Raw genomic sequence first — 19607 nt, forward strand, 5'->3', positions numbered from 1 at the left:
ACTGTTCGCGAAAGGCCCGAAGGCCCGATTCAGGCTGCGCTGGAGATGTCTTTGGGCAAACGCAGATCAATCACCTGATACAAGGCACTGCCTTCAGGCCAATTACGCATGAACCGCGCCCGGTCCCGCGCATACGCCGGTGCAAAACTGGCGAGCGAACCGTGTTGGCACATCGAATCCAGATCGATCAACGCCCAGCGATCCTCCTGCCAGAACAGGTTGTGACCCTTGAAATCGCCATGACTGATACGCTCACGAATCAGTTCGGCAAACAAATGATCCAGCGCCGCCAATTCGGACTCCGGTGCATCACCGTGTTCAACATAAGGAGCAAAGCGCTCAATGATGTCCGGCCCGGACAGATGCTCGGTGATCAGATAAGCGCGGCTGCGCAACCACAGAAACCGCTTTTCCAGCAACGCCAGCGGCTTGGGCGTGGCGATCCCGAGAAACGCCAGGCGATTGCCTTCGCGCCAGGAGTGCCAGGCCCGGCTCGGCCGCCAGAAGCGTTTGAGCCAGTGGGCAAAACCCTTGATGTTGTAGCGCTTGATGACCAGCGTGCGGCCATCCACCTCGACCTTGCCGACGCTTGCCGCGCCGCCGGTCTTGTACAAGTGGCCCTGATCGAGCAAGGCATCGGCCTGTTCCAGCACCGGCAACATCGCCGCTTCTTCCTCGCGACGTATTGCCCGCAAGCCGAACGCATCGCGCTGGACGCTGAACAGCGTACAGTCGCGACCGACCTTGATGAGAAAGTCCTTGAGACGCCAGCTGCGGACCTTGTCGATCTGCTTCTGCAACGCTTCCATGGGCAAGGCATGCTCGCCATTGCTCAGCAGGTAGTAGACCAGCAATTCTTCCGTGAACGGTTCAAGCGACTTGGGCAATTGAGCGAAAAACACCCCGAGATTTTCCAGAACTTTCTGCCGCGACAGCGGCTGGCCTGGGGTTTCGGTGCATATTCCAGCGCCATCGATCAAATACAGACGATTGCCCTGGCGCAGCAGGTTGTCCAGGTGCAGGTCTTCCTGCCACAGGCCTTTGCGATGCATCTGGCCAATTGCGCCCAAGGCTTCTGCCAGCACTACCGCTTGCTCATCGGCCAACACCGGCAGGGGCTCGACCTGCTGCCAGGCATCACCGAGGCTTGCAGCGTTTTCCAGAAACTCGAACAGCAGCCAACCGCCCTCGCCGTCCTTGAGCCCATCGGCCAACAGCAGCGGCGTGGTCAAACCTTGCGCCGCCAGCAGGCGCACGCCATCCAGCTCCCGCTGAAAATGCCGCGCCGCTTTGGCGCCGACCAGCAGTTTGGCCAGCACCGGACGACCCCGCCAGACACCAGCCCCGACATATCGCTGCCCGGGCAAAACCCGCAACAGACTCAGCAGTTGCAACTCCGCCGGTCCGGCGGCATCGGCCAGTGAAAGGTTCAGCGGCAGCGTCGGGCTGCGGCCGGCGTTCTTCAGTTCTGACAGACGCATCAACGTTTCCCCTTGCGGTTACGCCGTGCGGTCAGGCGATTGAGCCAACTGTCGATCAGCGAACTGTCCTGCGACTGGTCCAGATACGCGGCCAGCAAAATGCGCAACTGCGCCTCGCTCCACTCGGGCGCCCGTCGCAACAGAGGCTCCAGATCCTTGACCCGGTCACGCTGACCAAACAGTAGCGGCCGGGTCTTTTCCAGATCGATCAATTGGGCCTGGTAACCGTCGCCGGTGGCGCACAGGAAAATGTGTTTGGGGTAAAAGCAGCCATGCACCTGACGCTTGCCATGAAGACGCTGCGCCAGTTTCCCGCAGGCTTGCATGATGGCGTTGTGTTGCGCCTCGCTCAGCTCCGACCAGCGTTGCAGCAACGAATCCAGGTCATCCCAACCGTCCAGGGCCCGGGTCAGCAAGATCGCCCGGACCTCGCCGTCGACTTTGCGCTCACCGAAGAACACCGCCTTCAGCGCCGGAATACCGAGCTTTTCATAGACGCTGATGTTGCGAAATTCCCGGGCGAAGCTCGGCTCACCGAAGGGCGCATGCAACGTGTGCATCTGGTAGTTGCTCTGGCGCTTGAGGTAAAAGCCCTGACCCTCAAGATCGAGTCGAAACACGCTGCTCCAGCCACCGCGAAGGGTGTTGGGCTCGTCCACGGCTTCGAGTTGCCGAGACCATAGTGCGTCGAACGTACCGAGGCCGTGGCGCTCAAGCAACGCACGGTCTTCGGCGGCCAGAAAATCAGTCATTCGCGTCCCTCGAAAAATCTCACCACGTGCCGGATCCGTTTCTTGTCGGCGGCATTGAGCCGGGTCCGTTGGCAATATTGCAGATAAAAGCGCAGGCGCTGGGTGGTCGACAATTGATACTTGGCGACCTTGTCCAGGCAGGCCAGGTCCTTGGTGATGCGGTACTTGAGCCAGAAACCGCTCCAGAAATCGCCGTTCGGACAATCGATCAGGAACAATCTGGCATGGTCGTCGATCAGCAGGTTGCGCCACTTCAAATCGTTATGGGTGAAGCGATGCTCGTGCATGGTCCGGGTGTAGCCGGCCAACTGGCGGCTGACGGTATCGACCCATGCGCGGTCGGCGAGCTTGGGATCGTGCCGCTCGGCCAGCGCCGACAAATCCTCGGTATTGGGCAATTCACGGGTAATCATCGCGCCGCGATCGTACGCTGCACCGCGACGTTCCAACCCCCACGCCACCACTTCGGCGGTGGGAATGCCCCACTTGGCGAAGCGCTTGAGGTTTTGCCATTCCATCTTCACCCGGGGCTTGCCCAGATAACGACGCAAGCCCTTGCCGGCGCCCACGTAGCGTTTTACGTAATAATTGACGCCATTGCGCTGAACGCGGATGACCTCGGACAACGGGTCGCGGGTCAGGCGCTCACCCTCAAGCGCAAATACCGCGTCGAGGCTGCCGAAATCATCCGCCAAGTCGCTGTACTCAGGCTCCAGCTTCCAACCCGCCATCAGAGCGCGTCCCCGTATCGCTGCTTGCGATCGTAGAGTTTGTTGGCCTTGCCTTCGAGCCAGCTCAACAGTCCGGCCTCTTCACTGAGAATCTGCCGCAGTGGTTGCTGGAAATAGCCTTTGAGGAAACGCAACTTGTCACGACGAGTCAGGCCGATATCCAGCGCCGAAAAGTACAGCGCCGCCAGATCCTTGTTGCGCCAACGCGCCGTGATCGTCGGGCGCGTCTGGGCACGGTGCAGATCGATCACAGAGAGTTTGAAGTCTTCAGCCGTCACCGGTTTGTCGGTGTGCAGCAGGAAGTGGCAGATGTAGCAGTCACGGTGATTGACCCCGGCGCGGTGCATCATGCCAGTCATGCGCGCCACTTCAGCGATCAGTGCACGCTTGAGTTTTGGCTCCGGCGGCTGCTTGATCCAGTTGATGCTGAAGTCTTCGAGGCTGACGGTCGGCGCCAGTTCTTCGGTGACGATGAACGAGTGCTGATCCGCCGGGTTGCTGCCCTTTTCACCGTAAGCAACGGCGGTCATGGTTGGCACGCCGACTTCTTGCAGGCGCTGGATGGCGATCCATTCCTGGCCTGCACCGAGTACCGGCAATTTGGCGGTGAGCAGGTTCTTGAAGATTTCTCCCCAGCCAATGCCACGGTGGATCTTCACGAAAAACCCGTTGCCATTCACTTCAGTGCGCAGGGTCCGGCGAGCTTCAAGTTCGCGGTACACCTCGCCCTGCAAGCCTTCGACTTCGGCGAACGGATCACGTCCGGCCCAAAGGCTCTTGAACGGTTCAGCCAGCATCAACTTCATTTAAGCGTGCTCCGCCAGAATCACATCGGCCGCGTGCTGCGGCATGCTGTAGAGGTCGGCCGTTTCGGCGAAGGCCAGACCATTGCGGCTCCAGGCCGCCCGTGCTTGAGCGTCGTTCAACATACCCGTCAGGTACTGCGTCAGTTGCGCTTGTTCAAACGGTTCGTCCAGTACCAGGCCGGCGTCGGCCTCGGCAATGTAATGGGCGTAACCACAAACCGCGCTCACCAATACCGGCAACCCGGCCACCAGCGCTTCAAGCAGCACAGTGCCAGTGTTTTCGTTGTATGCGGGGTGGATCAACAAATCGGCGCCCAACAGGAAGCGCGGAATATCGCTGCGACCCTTGAGGAACGTCACGTTGTCGCCAAGCCCCAATGTGGCGCTCTGCATCTGGAACAATTTGGGGTCGTCCTGGCCGATTACAAACAGCCGGGTGCGTTTCTTCAGATCAGCGGGCAATGCCGCCAGCGCCTTGAGACTGCGATCGACGCCCTTGGTCTTGAACCCGGAGCCGATCTGCACCAGCAACAGTTCATCGTCCTTGAGGTTGAATTCGGCACGGAACCCGGCGCGAATGTCATCAGCATCCGCTGGACGGCGACGGTCCTGTGCGATGCCCGGCGGCAGCAGATGGAAGCGCTCCAGCGGCGTGTCGTAATGCTTGATGAACAGTGGCTGCTGCACTTCGGAAATCATCAGCACTTCAGTCTTTGCATCTTTGGCGAACACCGCACGCTCGTACTCGGCGAAGTGGCGATAGCGACCCCAGCGGCGGTACAGCGAGTTGCGCAGGTTCTGCGCCTTGTCTTCGAAGCAACCGTCGGCGGCGTAGTAGACGTCCAGGCCGGGCATCTTGTTGAAACCGATCAAACGGTCCACCGGACGCTTGGCCAGGTCCGCTGCCATCCACTCGCTGAGCTTTTCGTTGCGACGATGGTTGAAGAACGCCTTGACCGGCGCCACCAGCACTTCGAACCCCGGCGGCACGTCGCCTTCCCAGATCAACGTGTAGACGCGGATCTGGTGGCCGCGCTTCTGGCACTCCAGGGCGATACGCATGAAGTCGCGCTGCAAGCCACCAAACGGAAAGTACTTGTACAGGACAAATGCCAATTGCATCAGCGCAGCTCCTCAGCCAGTAACAACGTGCTCAGTCGGCTGGCGACACGCTCGGGATTCAGACGCGTGAAGCACAGGGGCCACTCGCGCTTAAGGTCAAACTGACGGGCATCTTCAGCCGTCGGTTGATAAGTGCATTTCTTTTGCAGACACGGCGCGCACGGAAAGTCGCTCGCCAGGTGGATCTGCGATTTGCCGTAGGCACCCGTCAAGCCCGGGTTGGTCGGACCGAACAGCGACAGTGTCGGCACATCCAGCGCTGCGGCCAGGTGACCGAGACCGGTGTCCACCGCCACGCACGCCTGTGCGCCGGCCAGCACCTTGCCGACACCGGCCAGGTTCAGCTTCGGCAACACTTCGGCATGTTTGAAACCCGCGGCGATGCGCTCGGCGCGGGCCTTCTCCGCCGCGTTGCCCCACGGTAGCTTCACGCCCACACCGAGATAGCCGACACGTTCGGTCAGCTCACGCCAGTAGGCTTCAGGCCAGTGTTTGGTGTCCCAGGTGGTGCCGTGCAGGAACAGCACGTAAGGATTCTTGCGCGGCAACTCCACCAGTCGCTCGACACTCAGACCGTAATCGCCCAAGCCTTTGGGCAAGTCGTAACCCAGGGCGATGGCGAACAACTGACGCACCCGCTCCACCGCGTGTTGACCACGGGCGACCGCCAGGCGTCGATCGTAAAAACGTGCAGCGATCGGCTCGCGTGCCGACGCTTTATCAAGGCCAGCCACGGGCGCTTTCACATAACGGGTCAGCAAAGCGCTTTTCAGCAGACCCTGGGCATCGATGACCAAATCGTATTTGGTTGCGCGAAGGCTTTGCTTGAAGCGCTTCCACTCGCCGCTTTTGATGGTTTGCCAGATGTTCTTGCGCCAGCGACGGATCGCCACCGGAATCACCTTGCCCACCGCAGGATGCCAGGTCGGGATTTCGGCGAAGCCTTCTTCCACCACCCAGTCGAATGTGATGCCGGGGATCGCCCGTGCCGCGTCGGTCAGCGCCGGCAACGCGTGAATCACGTCGCCCAGCGATGAAGTCTTGATCAACAGAACCCGCAAGCTATTTGACCTCGACCACAGTGCCCTGCAAACGCTGCAAGGCTTCGTTCACCGCTTGCGGCATCAGCTGGCGCAGGCAGTTGTAATGGCCGAAACGGCAGGTGCGGTCGAAGCAAGGGCTGCATTCGATGCCCAGGCGTACGATCTCGACATGCTCGGCCAGCGGCGGCGTGAAGCCCGGCGAGGTCGAACCGTAGACCGCTACCAGCGGGCGGTTCAGCGCAGCAGCAACGTGCATCAGGCCGGAATCGTTGGACACCACCGAGTCGGCGCAGGACAGCAGGTCGATGGCCTCGGCCAGCGAAGTGCCGCCACTGAGGTTCACCGACTCTTCGCGCAAACCGGGAATCAGCCGCGAACGGATGTCTTCACCCACGGCATGATCGTTTTTCGAACCGAACAGCCAGACTTGCCAACCCTCGCGAATCTTCGCTTCGGCCACCTTGGCGTAGTGCTCGGACGGCCAGCGCTTGGATTCGCCGAACTCGGCGCCGGGGCACAGTGCCAACACCGGGCGATCAAGGGTCAGGTCGAATTTGGCCAGTGCCGCCTCGCGGGTCACCGGATCGATCTGCAGGCTCGGGCGCGGATACGGTTTTGGCAGTTCGAAACCGGGCTCATAGGCCAGCGCCATGAAGCGCTCGATCATCAGCGGGTAACGCTCCTTGTCCAGCGTGCGCACATCATTGAGCAGGCCATAGCGGAATTCGCCACGCCAGCCGGTGCGTTTTGGAATACCTGCGAAGAACGGCACCAGCGCCGACTTCAAGGAATTGGGCAACAGGATCGCCTGGTCGTACTGGCCGGCCAGGGATTTGCCGATGCGCCGACGCGTTGCCAGCTCCAGCGCGCCGTGGCCGAGCGGGAAGCTCAAGGCCTGGCGAACTTCGGGCATGCGCTCAAGAATCGGCCGGCTCCACTCGGGGGCCAGCACGTCGATTTCGCATTGCGGGTGGCGTTGCTTGAGACGCTGAAACAGTGTCTGCGCCATCACCATGTCACCGACCCAACTGGGCCCAACGATCAGAATTTTCATGTAGTTTCCAAAAACGATCCGGGGAGGCAAAGGCCTCCCCGTTTCGAGAATCAGCTTAGCCCCAGCTCACGCCAGATCCGCATGACCTGTCGCCGTTCGTCCGCGAACTGATCGCCCGGTATCACCCCCGCGTCCTTCTGCAAGGCCTGCCGGTGGGCGGCGGAGCGGTACGCCTTATAGGCTTCGCGCAACAGACTGGCATCTTCGACGGGCATCAACCCTTCGTGTTCCAGCTCTTCCAGAATGCGGATGTTATCCGTCCAGCGCAGCAATGGCGGGTGTGTTTCGGACCACGCCAGGGCCGCGTATTGCACCATAAATTCAATATCGACGATACCTCCGGCGTCTTGCTTGAGGTCGAAGGGCGCCGTGGCTTCGAAGGCATTCGCCCCGGTGCCGGCCGCCGTGCTCTTGCTTCCGAGGTTATCGCGCATTTTGGCGCGCATCTCGCTGACCTCCTGGCGCAGCGTCGGCAAATCGCGCGCTTTACCCAGAATTGCGGCGCGAACCTGTTCGAATGCGCGACCGACATCCTCGCTGCCCACCAGCACCCGTGCACGCACCAGCGCCTGATGTTCCCAGGTCCAGGCTTCATTTTCCTGATAGCGGGAAAAGGCCCCGAGTGAACTCACCAACAACCCCGACGCACCGGACGGCCGCAGGCGCATGTCCACTTCATACAGCTGACCGGAGTTGGTCTGCGCCGTCAGCAAGTGAATGATCCGCTGCCCGAGCCGGGTGAAAAACTGCGCGCCATCGATCGGCTTCGGCCCGTCGGTTTCCGCCTGCGGATCACCGTCGTGGATGAACACAAGGTCCAGGTCAGAACCATGCCCGAGTTCCAGGCCACCGACTTTCCCATAACCGACAATAATGAAGCCGGGATCGCACAAGCTGCCGTCGGTGCGCAACGGCGTACCGTACTTGGCGACAGTCTGCCGCCAGGCCAGTGCCAATACTTGCTCAAGAATCGCTTCGGCGAGCCAGGTCAGGTAATCGCTGACTTTCATCAACGGAAGGCTACCGGCGATTTCCGAAGCGGCGACCCGCAAGCGGTGCGCCAGCTTGAAATGACGCAAGGCTTCCATTTGCTGTTCGAGGTCGTCCTCGGGAATCCGCGTCAGGCGTTCGCGCAACTCAGCAGCCAACTCCGGCGCCAAGGGCGGCTTGAACAACCGGCCTTCGTTGAGCAGTTCGTCGAGCAGCAACGGGAAACGGGTGATCTGCTCGGCGATCCACGGGCTCGCCGCGCACAAGGTCAGCAAGCGGCGCAGCGCGCCGGGGTTTTCGGTCAGCAAAACGAGATAAGCAGAACGCCGCGCCACGGCTTCCACCAATGGCAACACCCGCTCCAGCACCAAGTCTGGATTGGCGTGTTCCACGGCCTGGGCCAGCAAACGCGGAATAAAGGCATCAAGACGCTCGCGCCCCAGTCGCTGCATGGCACGCAACTGCGGGCTGCTGCGCAGGCCGGCCAAAGCCTTCAGCGCTTTCGGGGCATCGGCGAAACCGCCCTCCTCCAGCTGACGGCAGGCCGCCTCTTCGTCCTGGGCTTCTTCCCACAACGGCAGCCATTCACCACCGACCACCACTTCGCTTTCGGCACCCTGCTCTTCATCGGGATCGGCGATCACCTGCCCGAAATGCCAGGCCACACGGCCGCGCCAGTACATTAATTGTTCATGGAACGCCGGCCAATCGGCAAAACCCAACATAAAGGCAATGCGCGCCTGATCCTGAGCACCGTCCGGCAGCATCTGGGTCTGGCGGTCGGCGATCGCCTGGATCGCATGCTCGGTGTAGCGCAGGAATTCGTAGCCTTCGCGCAGTTCGCTGATCACCGCTGGCGGCAGGTAACCCTGACCTTCCAGGGTGCTCAGCACTTTCAACAGCGGACGTTGCTGCAGGCTCAAGTCACGACCGCCGTGGATCAACTGGAAAGCCTGGGCGATAAATTCCACTTCACGAATGCCGCCGGAACCGAGCTTGATGTTGTCGGCCATGCCCTTGCGCCGCACTTCCTGCTGGATCAACTGCTTCATGGTGCGCAGCGCTTCGATGGCCGAAAAGTCCAGGTAACGCCGGTAAACGAACGGCCGCAGCATTTCTTGCAGTTGCGCACCGGCCACTTGATCGCCGGCCACCACCCGCGACTTGATCATCGCGTAGCGTTCCCAGTCGCGGCCCTGATCCTGGTAATACTGCTCCAGCGCATTGAAGCTCAGCACCAGCGCACCCGCCGAACCGTAGGGGCGCAAACGCATGTCGACACGGAACACGAAGCCGTCGACGGTCATCGGGTCCAGGGCCTTGATCAGGCGCTGGCCGAGACGGATGAAAAATTCCTGGTTATCCAGCGGTCGTTTCACGCCGACCGTTTCTCCGCCCTCGGGGTAGGCGAAGATCAGGTCGATGTCCGACGACAGATTGAGCTCCACCGCACCGAGCTTGCCCATGCCCAGGACCACCATTTGCTGCGGCTCGCCGCTGCGTCGCCCGGTCGGCACGCCGAACTGCTGGCAATGGCGCGTGTACAACCATTGATAGGCCTGATCGATGCTGGCGTCGGCCATGTCCGAGAGATCGCGGCAGGTCTGGACCAGATCGGCCTGGCGGGTCAGGTCGCGCCAGATGATGCGCACCTGGTGGCGAGTGCGCTGGCGGCGCAACGCACGGCCGAGCTGGTCATCGGTTTCGGCGGCGTTCGTCGCCGTAGCGATTTGCGCGCACAACTCGCCGGGGGCAAAGCTGCGATCCAGCTCACCGGAGCGCACCAGCTCCAGCAACATCAAAGGGTCACGCACGCTCTGTTCAATCACGAAATCGCTGGCGGCGGTCACACGGGTAAATTGCGCCCAGCGCTCAGGCGTCCAGGTCGACAGGCCATGATCGTCATCCAGAGCGGCGACGGCGGTACGGAACGACTGCTCGGCGCGGGTGACAAACGGCAACAGAATGGCGGGCAGTTGGGCAAGCGAAGGGAGGCTCATGGTCTATCCTTGATCGGCGTGCAACGGGCTGCATGTAGTGAATCTCGCAAACCCACTACCTGATTGAGTGTCGAACAAAAGTTAGAAATAGCTGAAATTTCTTTATTATTGGCAGCCAACATCAAGCTTTCACCTTATACAGTTGGAAAAAGACCAACATTAACGATTATTCTCACAACACAGTCGGGGCCAACAAGCCGCTCATCTGTAGTTTTACTACTCGTATATACATTAGTAAGGCTGAAATGCCGGATCATTTGTAGTAAAACTACACACCGCCGGAACAACCTATCGGCATTCCAAGAATTCATAACGTCTGCCCACAAGGCCAGTCGCTAACTCAGGCAACCGATTCTGGTAGCCTTTCCGCCCTGGAGCAAGCCATGCAAGACCTCGATCCCGTCGAAACCCAGGAATGGCTGGACGCCCTGGAATCGGTTCTCGACAAAGAAGGCGAAGACCGTGCTCACTATCTGATGACCCGTATGGGTGAACTCGCTACCCGCAGCGGTTCGCAGTTGCCTTACGCCATCACCACGCCTTACCGCAACACCATCCCGGTTACCCACGAAGCACGCATGCCTGGCGACCTGTTCATGGAACGCCGCATTCGCTCGCTGGTTCGCTGGAACGCGATGGCCATGGTAATGCGTACGAACCTGAAAGATTCTGACCTCGGTGGTCACATCTCCAGCTTCGCCTCCAGTGCGACCCTGTATGACATCGGCTTCAACTACTTCTTCCAGGCCCCGACCGACGAACACGGCGGCGACCTGATCTACTTCCAGGGCCACACCTCGCCAGGCGTCTACGCCCGTGCGTTCATGGAAGGCCGCATCACCGAAGACCAGATGAACAACTTCCGCCAGGAAGTCGACGGTCAGGGCCTGTCGTCCTACCCGCACCCTTGGCTGATGCCTGATTTCTGGCAGTTCCCAACCGTATCCATGGGTCTGGGCCCGATCCAGGCGATCTACCAGGCACGCTTCATGAAGTACCTGGAACACCGCGGTTTCATCCAGCCGGGCAAACAGAAAGTCTGGTGCTTCCTGGGCGACGGCGAGTGCGACGAGCCGGAATCCCTGGGCGCGATCTCCCTGGCCGGCCGCGAGAAGCTGGACAACCTGATCTTCGTCATCAACTGCAACCTGCAGCGCCTCGACGGCCCGGTTCGCGGCAACGGCAAGATCATCCAGGAACTCGAAGGCGTGTTCCGCGGTGCTCAGTGGAACGTGACCAAAGTCATCTGGGGCCGTTTCTGGGACCCACTGCTGGCCAAGGACGTCGACGGCATCCTGCAACGCCGCATGGACGAAGTCATCGACGGCGAGTACCAGAACTACAAAGCCAAAGACGGCGCATTCGTGCGTGAACACTTCTTCAACACGCCAGAACTCAAGGCGATGGTTGCAGACCTGTCCGACGACGAGATCTGGAAACTCAACCGTGGCGGCCACGACCCGTACAAGGTCTACGCGGCGTACCACGAAGCGGTCAACCACAAAGAACAACCGACTGTCATCCTGGCCAAGACCATCAAGGGTTATGGCACCGGTGCCGGCGAAGCGAAGAACACTGCGCACAACACTAAGAAAGTCGACGTCGACAGCCTGAAGTTGTTCCGCGACCGCTTCGACATCCCGGTCAAGGACGAAGAGCTGGAAAACCTGCCGTTCTTCAAGCCGGAGCCGAACAGCGCCGAAGCCCGTTACCTGGCAGAACGCCGCAACGCACTGGGCGGTTTCGTGCCACAGCGCCGCGCGCAAAGCTTCAACATCCCGACTCCGCCACTGGACACCCTCAAGGCGATCCTCGACGGTTCGGGCGACCGTGAAATCTCCACGACCATGGCTTTCGTGCGGATCCTCGCGCAACTGGTCAAGGACAAGGAAATCGGCCCGCGCATCGTGCCGATCATCCCGGACGAAGCCCGTACCTTCGGTATGGAAGGCATGTTCCGTCAGTTGGGCATCTACTCCTCCGTCGGCCAGCTCTACGAGCCAGTCGATAAAGACCAGGTGATGTTCTACAAGGAAGACCAGAAAGGCCAGATCCTCGAAGAAGGCATCAACGAAGCGGGCGCCATGAGCTCCTTCATCGCTGCCGGTACTTCGTACTCCAGCCACAACCAGCCAATGCTGCCGTTCTACATCTTCTACTCGATGTTCGGCTTCCAGCGTATCGGTGACCTGGCATGGGCCGCTGGCGACAGCCGTACCCGTGGTTTCCTGATCGGCGGCACCGCCGGCCGTACCACGCTGAACGGTGAAGGCCTGCAACACGAAGACGGTCACAGCCACCTGCTGGCCGCGACCATCCCGAACTGCCGCACCTACGATCCAACCTACGGCTACGAGCTGGCGGTGATCATTCAGGACGGCATGAAGAAGATGACCGAAGAGCAACAGGACGTCTTCTACTACATCACCGTGATGAACGAGTCGTACCAGCAGCCAGCCATGCCGGTCGGTGCCGAAGAAGGCATCAAGAAAGGCATGTACCTGCTCGAAGAAGACAACCGCGAAGCGGCACACCACGTTCAGCTGATGGGCTCCGGCACCATCCTGCGTGAAGTCCGTGAGGCAGCGAAGATCCTGCGTGAAGAGTTCAACGTTGGCGCCGACGTGTGGAGCGTTACCAGCTTCAACGAACTGCGTCGCGACGGCCTGGCCGTTGAGCGCACCAACCGTCTGCACCCGGGCCAGAAGCCTAAGCTGAGCTATGTGGAAGAGTGCCTGAACGGCCGTAAAGGTCCGGTCATCGCATCGACCGACTACATGAAACTGTTCGCCGAGCAGATCCGTCAGTGGGTACCGTCCAAGGAATTCAAAGTCCTGGGCACCGACGGTTTCGGCCGCAGCGACAGCCGCAAGAAACTGCGTCATTTCTTCGAAGTTGACCGTCATTTCGTGGTGTTGGCAGCCTTGGAAGCACTGGCTGACCGTGGTGACATCGAACCTAAGGTTGTGGCCGAAGCCATCGCCAAGTTTGGTATCAACCCGGAAAAACGCAACCCACTGGACTGCTGAGGAGAGATTCTGTGAGCGAACTCATTCGCGTACCTGACATCGGCAGCGGTGAAGGTGAAGTAATTGAACTGTTTGTGAAGGTCGGCGACCGTATCGAAGCCGACCAGAGCATCCTGACGCTGGAATCGGACAAGGCGAGCATGGAAGTGCCTGCGCCGAAGGCCGGTATCATCAAGAGCCTGAAAGTGAAGCTGGGCGATCGCCTGAAAGAAGGCGACGAGCTGCTGGAGCTGGAAGTCGAGGGCGCTGCTGCTGCGGCGGCCCCTGCGGCTGCCGCAGCGCCGGCTGCCAAGGCTGAAGCCAAACCGGCTGCCGCTCCTGCGGCCGCCGCGCCAGCCGCTGCTCCTGCGGCGGCTTCGGTCCAGCAAGTGCACGTGCCGGACATCGGCTCGTCGGGCAAGGCCCAGATCATCGAGATCCAGGTCAAGGTCGGCGACACCGTCGAGGCTGATCAGTCACTGATCACCCTGGAATCCGACAAGGCCAGCATGGAAATCCCGTCGCCTGCCGCTGGCGTGGTCAAGGCCATCAGCGTCAAGCTCAACGACGAAGTCGGCACTGGTGACCTGATTCTGGACCTGGAAGTGGCGGGTGCTGCGGCGCCGGCTGCTGCCGCTCCGGCCCAGGCGGCTGCACCTGCCGCCGCTGCTCCAGCGCCTGCCGCTGCCGCTGCCGCTCCGGCTGCACCGGTTGCCGACAGCGTTCAGGACATCCACGTTCCGGACATCGGTTCGTCGGGCAAGGCCAAGATCATCGAAGTCCTGGTCAAGGCCGGCGACAGCGTTGAAGCCGACCAGTCGCTGATCACTCTGGAATCCGACAAGGCCAGCATGGAAATCCCATCGCCAGCCGCTGGCGTGGTGGAAAGCGTTTCCATCAAGCTCGATGACGAAGTCGGTACCGGCGACCTGATCCTCAAGCTGAAAGTCAAAGGCGCTGCCCCGGCTGCTGCTCCGGCACCTGCCGCTGCTGCACCGAGTGCATCTGCTCCAGCTCCGGCCGCTGCTGCTCCTGCCGCCGCACCTGCTGCCGCCCCGGCCGCTGCTCCCGCCAAGCCTGGCGCCAAGGTTCACGCCGGCCCTGCCGTGCGTCAACTGGCCCGCGAATTCGGCGTCGAGCTGAGCGCTGTCGGCGCCAGCGGTCCGCACGGTCGCATTCTGAAAGAAGACGTGCAGGTTTACGTCAAGGCCATGATGCAGAAGGCCAAGGAAGCACCGGCCGCTGCTGCCGGCGCAACCGGTGGCGCGGGCATCCCGCCGATTCCGGTCGTGGACTTCAGCCGCTTCGGTGAAATCGAAGAAGTGCCGATGACCCGTCTGATGCAAGTCGGCGCAGCCAACCTGCACCGCAGCTGGCTGAACGTGCCACACGTGACGCAATTCGACTCGGCGGATATCACCGAGCTGGAAGCGTTCCGTAACGCCCAGAAAGCCGTTGCAGAGAAGGCCGGTGTCAAGCTGACCATCCTGCCATTGCTGCTCAAGTCCTGCGCGCACCTGCTCAAGGAACTGCCGGACTTCAACAGCTCGCTGGCGCCAAGCGGCAAAGCGATCATCCGCAAGAAATACGTGAACATCGGCTTCGCCGTCGACACCCCGGATGGCCTGCTGGTACCGGTCATCAAGAACGTCGACCAGAAGAGCCTGCTGCAACTGGCCGCCGAAGCGGCTTCCCTGGCTGAAAAAGCCCGGACCAAGAAGCTCTCGTCGGACGAGATGCAAGGCGCCTGCTTCACCATTTCCAGCCTCGGCCACATTGGCGGCACCGGCTTCACGCCGATCGTCAACGCGCCGGAAGTGGCGATCCTCGGTGTTTCCAAGGCAACCATCCAGCCAGTCTGGGACGGCAAAGCCTTCCAGCCGAAACTGATGCTGCCGCTGTCGTTGTCCTACGATCACCGTGTGATCAACGGTGCCGCTGCTGCACGCTTCACCAAGCGTCTGAGCGATCTGCTGGCGGACATCCGCACCATCCTGCTGTAACACCGGCCGGCCCTCCTTCACCGGAGGGCCTGTCGCGTTTCACGTTTTCCGAGCGCCACGCTCGTACCTCAACCCCGCCAATTTGGCGGGGCTTTTTTTGCCTGGAGTTTTACTTCGAGCATGCCTTCCTACACTTGTCGCCGACATCGCCCACAACTTCAGTCCGTTTCCGCCTGATATCTTTTGCGTTTAAATCACTAGCCTTAGTTATACAGCGGGCAACACACCAACAACTTGGCCGCCTTTGATCAATACGCTAAACAACGAATGGACTCGAATATGCTCAAGCCTACTGTCGGCCCAATTATTGGCCATACAACAACTCGTCACGCACGTATTTTCATACGTGGCAACTGGCAGAAAAACACCTCGGTATTTGCCGGCATTCGTTATCGGCGTATCGGAGAGGAGCGCTGGAGTAACGGTGTATTTACCCAACTGACACTCGAACGCGACATGTCGGACGTCATCACCCTTGACGATCTTGCCGCCGATACCGAGTACGAATATCAAGCCGGATGGCTCTCGCCCATGAACCCGGTTCACACCGTAGAAACCGTACAGGAACTGCCGGTGCAATGGCCTCGGGACATCTATCGCCTGCGCACGCAGTCCAGCAAAGCCAACACGCCACGGGCCTACATCGTCGGGTCCTGCCGCTACCTGCGCATGACCGCCGGGGTGCCGTCCGCCCCGCACCTCGGCGACCGGATCTTCGCCGCCATCGCCGATCTGGCGCTAAGCACCACCCCACCGATCAGTGCCATGTTAATGACCGGCGACCAAGTCTACGTCGACGACTTGAACTTCATCGCACCCGACCGGGAATACAAGGAGATACTCGCCAAATACCGAACGGCGTTCTCTCAACCCCATATCGCAAAATTAATGTCCGCCATTCCGACTTACATGATCCTTGACGATCATGAAATTGAAGATAACTGGCCAGCCAATAAAAATAGCCGCGATGATCATTTATATAAAAATGCCATGAGCGCTTATGAGTTATATCAAGCCAGTCACAGCCCGGCTCATGAACTGAATACCCAAGGGCAAATAAGCTCATCGTTGAACCAATACTGGTACCAGTTCGCCAATGGCGACATCGAGTGGTTTGTCACCGACAGCCGAACCCGGCGCAATCTCAGCGCAAACGACCGGCGCATCCTTGATTTCGATCAGGAGCAGGCTTTATGCAACTGGCTGGTCAACAGCCCGGCACGGGTCAAATTCGTGGTCACCAGTGTCATGTTCTACCCCGACCGCAAACGCCTCGGCAATGACGCCTGGCAGGCCTTTCCGGAGCAGCGGCTGCGATTGCTGGAGACCATCCGCACGCACAGGATCAAGAATGTTGTGTTTATTTCCGGCGACGTTCATGGCTCCCTGACCAGTCGCCTGACTCACAGCGAAGACACGGACTTCGAAGTTCATACCATCGTCTCGTCGCCACTGTGCAACAGCAAACTCCTGCCTTATGCCAAAGCATCCACTTTCATCCTTGATCAACCGTTGGGGCGAACCGCCGCAGGTGATTATCGGCATGAACTGATGGGCAAGGTGATCAGCCAGGACAACTTCGCGCACCTGATGGTCGATGCAGAACAGATTCATGTGCGTTATCACAATCGGGATGGCAACCTGCTGCAATCGACGCGCATCGCTTTGAATCAGGACTGAAAATCGGTCAATAGCCTGACTTTTTGCTATTAACTGAAGAAATCTTCGCTTCTGCCGACATATTCTTATAGCACTTGGCCTTCATGTCTCTTGTCAGTCGGTGTCGCAATGATGCAACCTTGCCGCAGGCAACAGTAAAGAGGGCGAGAGCCCGGCGCGTTCAGCAAATTCGAAGCGAGTTTCCCTTCATATGAAAAGCCAACCCGATGCCGCCAGCCGTATGGTGGCCGAGGTAGTGACGCAATTGCCTGTGCCCTCGCGGCTCGGCATGCTGCGTTTCGAACGGCTGAATGAACCTAGCTGGGCGCTGCTGTTTCTCGATCCCAATTGCGAACGACAGTTCGGCCTGCCGGCCGTGGAGCTGTGCGCGCTGGTGGGTTCGCCCTACGCCAGCCTGATGGAGCCGGAGGCGCGCTATCAACTGCATGACGCAGTCCAGCAGCAACTGAGCGAAAACACGTATTACCTGATCCGATACACCCTGCACACCGCCTCGGGTTCCCTGAACCTGCTGGAACTGGGCGAAGCCTACAAACAACACAATCGACACCTATTGCGCGGCTACCTGCTGGTCATCGACGGCCTGTTCGAAGATGACCCGCTGCTGCCAGCATTGGACCTGGAAACCCAGAACTCGCGCCTGCAAATCGCCCTGGAGCTCAACCAGCGCGCCCAACAGGAACAACTGCTGCACCTGGACCGGGTGCGTGCCCAGCAGGACCTGATCCTGCTGCTGACCCGCCAGCGCTACAGCAGCAACAACTCCCTGCAAGAAGCCGCCGAGCTGATCACCCGCAGTGCCTGCGATATCTACGAAATCGACTGCGCCAGCTTGTGGCATCTGGAAGGTTCGCAGCTGGTGCCGATCTCGGCCTATCACCGCACGAACCAGGAATACCTGCTGCCGGAGCCGATCGACGTCAGCGTGTTCCCCGACTATCTCGACGCCTTGCACACCGGTCGCGCCATCGACGCCCACAACGCCATGCGCGACCCGCGCACCCGGGAAATGGCCGAAAGCCTGCGCCCGCGCGACGTCAACGCGATGCTCGACGCCAGTATCCGAGTCGACGGCCAAGTGGTCGGCGTGCTGTGCCTGGAACAAACCGGCGCCACCCGCGCCTGGCAGTCGGACGAAATCGCCTTCGCCGGTGAACTGGCGGATCAGTTCGCCCAGGTCATCAGCAATCACAACCGACGCACCGCCACCAGCGCCCTGCACCTGTTCCAGCGTGCCGTCGAACAAAGCGCCAACGCCTTTTTGCTGGTCAATTGCGACGGCGTGGTGGAGTACGTCAATCCGAGCTTCACCGCGATCACCCAGTACAGCACCGAAGAAGTCCACGGCCAGCGCCTGTCAGAACTGCCGGCCCTGGAAAATCTCAGCGAACTGCTGTTTGACGCGCCCTCCGCGCTGGCCAAGAGCAACAGCTGGCAGGGCGAATTCAAGAGCCGCCGGAAAAACCTCGAACCCTACTGGGGCCAGCTGTCGATCTCCAAGGTCTATGGCGATAACCGCGAGCTGACGCATTACATCGGCATCTACGAAGACATCACCCAGACCAAGCTCGCCCAGCAACGCATCGAGCGCCTGGCCTACACCGACAACCTGACCAACCTCGGCAACCGCCCGGCGTTCATCCGCAACCTTGATGAGCGCTTCGCCCGAGACAGCGATACCCCGATCAGCCTGTTGCTGGTGGACATCGACAATTTCAAGCGGATCAACGACAGCCTCGGCCACCAAACCGGTGACAAGCTGCTGATCAGCCTCGCCCGGCGCCTGCGCAACAGCCTTAGCCCGAGCGGCAGCCTGGCGCGGTTTGCCAGTAACGAATTTGCGGTGCTGCTGGACAACACCGACCTCGAAGTCGGCCAGCAAGTCGCCAGCCAGTTGCTGACCACCCTCGACAAGCCAATGTTCGTCGACAACCAGTTGATCAGCGTCACCGGCTCCGTGGGCCTGGCCTGTGCACCGCTGCACGGGCGCGACCCGCAAACCCTGATGCGCAACGCCGGGCTGGCACTGCACAAGGCCAAGGCCAACGGCAAACATCAGGTGCAGGTGTTTACCGAAGCCCTGAACGCCGAAGCCAGCTACAAGCTGTTCGTCGAGAACAACCTGCGCCGCGCCCTGACCCAGAACGAGCTGGACGTGTTCTATCAGCCAAAGCTCTGCCTGCGCAGCGGTCGGTTGCTGGGCATGGAAGCGCTGCTGCGCTGGGATCATCCGGAAAAAGGCATGATCCGTCCGGACCAGTTCATCAGCGTCGCTGAAGAAACCGGCCTGATCATTCCGATCGGCAAATGGATCGCCCGCCAGGCCTGCCGCATGAGCAAAGCGCTGACCGCTGCCGGCCTGGGCAATTTGCAGGTGGCGATCAACCTGTCGCCCAAGCAGTTCTCCGACCCGGACCTGGTGGCGTCCATCGCCAACATCCTCAAGGAAGAAGCGCTGCCGGCGCACCTGCTGGAACTGGAACTGACCGAAGGCTTGCTGCTGGAAGCCACCGAAGACACCCACTTGCAACTCGATCAGCTCAAGCGCCTGGGCCTGACCCTGGCGATGGACGACTTCGGCACCGGTTACTCGTCGCTCAGTTACTTGAAAAAATTCCCCATCGACATCATTAAGATCGATCGAAGCTTCATTCACGAAATCCCGGACAACCAGGACGACATGGAAATCACCTCCGCGGTGATCGCCATGGCCCACAACCTGAAACTCAAGGTCGTGGCTGAAGGCATCGAAACGGCCGCACAGCTGACCTTCCTGCGTCGCCACCGCTGCGACGTCGGCCAGGGCTACCTGTTCGACCAGCCGATCCCGGGTGCCGAGCTGATCGAGAAGCTCAAACGCTACCCGCGCGGCCCAATCGCCTGACAGCGAGCCAACACTCGGGCAAACTGCATGTCTAAATATTCCAACGACTGAGA

General features: G+C 60.3%; 12 protein-coding genes. 4 read left to right on the top strand and 8 right to left on the bottom strand.

Annotation, left to right across the window (positions count from 1 at the left end):
• Nucleotides 1–29 precede the first annotated feature (29 nt).
• From ACNYC6_RS11130 to glnE, 8 genes are read right to left on the bottom strand one after another with little or no spacing between them, the layout of a single operon-like run.
• A complete protein-coding gene (locus tag ACNYC6_RS11130) occupies nucleotides 30–1481 on the bottom strand; it encodes a lipopolysaccharide kinase InaA family protein (RefSeq protein WP_419712342.1) in 1452 nt (483 codons plus the stop codon).
• Nucleotides 1481–2233 carry a lipopolysaccharide kinase InaA family protein gene (locus ACNYC6_RS11135; protein ID WP_419712343.1) on the bottom strand — a complete coding sequence of 251 codons (753 nt, stop codon included), beginning with the start codon at nucleotides 2231–2233 and terminating at the stop codon, nucleotides 1481–1483. The genes ACNYC6_RS11130 and ACNYC6_RS11135 overlap by 1 nt, the downstream gene beginning before the upstream one ends.
• A complete protein-coding gene (locus ACNYC6_RS11140) occupies nucleotides 2230–2964 on the bottom strand; it encodes a lipopolysaccharide kinase InaA family protein (protein WP_419712344.1) in 735 nt (244 codons plus the stop codon). The genes ACNYC6_RS11135 and ACNYC6_RS11140 overlap by 4 nt, the downstream gene beginning before the upstream one ends.
• Nucleotides 2964–3770: a lipopolysaccharide core heptose(I) kinase RfaP gene (rfaP, locus tag ACNYC6_RS11145; protein ID WP_419712345.1), complete on the bottom strand. Its 807-nt coding sequence runs from the start codon at nucleotides 3768–3770 to the stop codon at nucleotides 2964–2966. The genes ACNYC6_RS11140 and rfaP overlap by 1 nt, the downstream gene beginning before the upstream one ends.
• Complete coding sequence (locus tag ACNYC6_RS11150; protein ID WP_419712346.1) at nucleotides 3771–4892, bottom strand: glycosyltransferase family 4 protein; 1122 nt, start codon at nucleotides 4890–4892, stop codon at nucleotides 3771–3773.
• Complete coding sequence (gene waaC / locus ACNYC6_RS11155; RefSeq protein WP_419712347.1) at nucleotides 4892–5953, bottom strand: lipopolysaccharide heptosyltransferase I; 1062 nt, start codon at nucleotides 5951–5953, stop codon at nucleotides 4892–4894. Before waaC ends, ACNYC6_RS11150 begins: the two co-directional genes overlap by 1 nt.
• A gap of 1 nt (nucleotide 5954) precedes the next feature.
• Nucleotides 5955–6989 carry a lipopolysaccharide heptosyltransferase II gene (gene waaF, locus ACNYC6_RS11160; protein WP_419712348.1) on the bottom strand — a complete coding sequence of 345 codons (1035 nt, stop codon included), beginning with the start codon at nucleotides 6987–6989 and terminating at the stop codon, nucleotides 5955–5957.
• A 50-nt stretch (nucleotides 6990–7039) separates the two neighbouring features.
• The gene (gene glnE, locus ACNYC6_RS11165) at nucleotides 7040–9979 is read right to left on the bottom strand and encodes a bifunctional [glutamate--ammonia ligase]-adenylyl-L-tyrosine phosphorylase/[glutamate--ammonia-ligase] adenylyltransferase (RefSeq protein WP_419712349.1); all 2940 of its coding nucleotides are present in this window, start codon (nucleotides 9977–9979) and stop codon (nucleotides 7040–7042) included.
• 383 nt (nucleotides 9980–10362) lie between these two features.
• On the opposite strand from glnE, the gene aceE reads away from it, so the two are divergent.
• From aceE to ACNYC6_RS11185, 4 genes are all read left to right on the top strand, one after another.
• A complete protein-coding gene (aceE, locus tag ACNYC6_RS11170) occupies nucleotides 10363–13008 on the top strand; it encodes a pyruvate dehydrogenase (acetyl-transferring), homodimeric type (protein ID WP_419712350.1) in 2646 nt (881 codons plus the stop codon).
• An 11-nt stretch (nucleotides 13009–13019) separates the two neighbouring features.
• A complete protein-coding gene (gene aceF / locus ACNYC6_RS11175) occupies nucleotides 13020–14990 on the top strand; it encodes a dihydrolipoyllysine-residue acetyltransferase (RefSeq protein ID WP_419712351.1) in 1971 nt (656 codons plus the stop codon).
• 279 nt (nucleotides 14991–15269) lie between these two features.
• The gene (locus ACNYC6_RS11180) at nucleotides 15270–16670 is read left to right on the top strand and encodes an alkaline phosphatase D family protein (RefSeq protein ID WP_419712945.1); all 1401 of its coding nucleotides are present in this window, start codon (nucleotides 15270–15272) and stop codon (nucleotides 16668–16670) included.
• Between the two features lie 190 nt (nucleotides 16671–16860).
• The gene (locus ACNYC6_RS11185) at nucleotides 16861–19554 is read left to right on the top strand and encodes a putative bifunctional diguanylate cyclase/phosphodiesterase (protein WP_419712352.1); all 2694 of its coding nucleotides are present in this window, start codon (nucleotides 16861–16863) and stop codon (nucleotides 19552–19554) included.
• Nucleotides 19555–19607 lie beyond the last annotated feature (53 nt).

The sequence above is a fragment of the Pseudomonas sp. NFX224 genome, from assembly GCF_048565165.1.
Lineage (GTDB): Bacteria > Pseudomonadota > Gammaproteobacteria > Pseudomonadales > Pseudomonadaceae > Aquipseudomonas.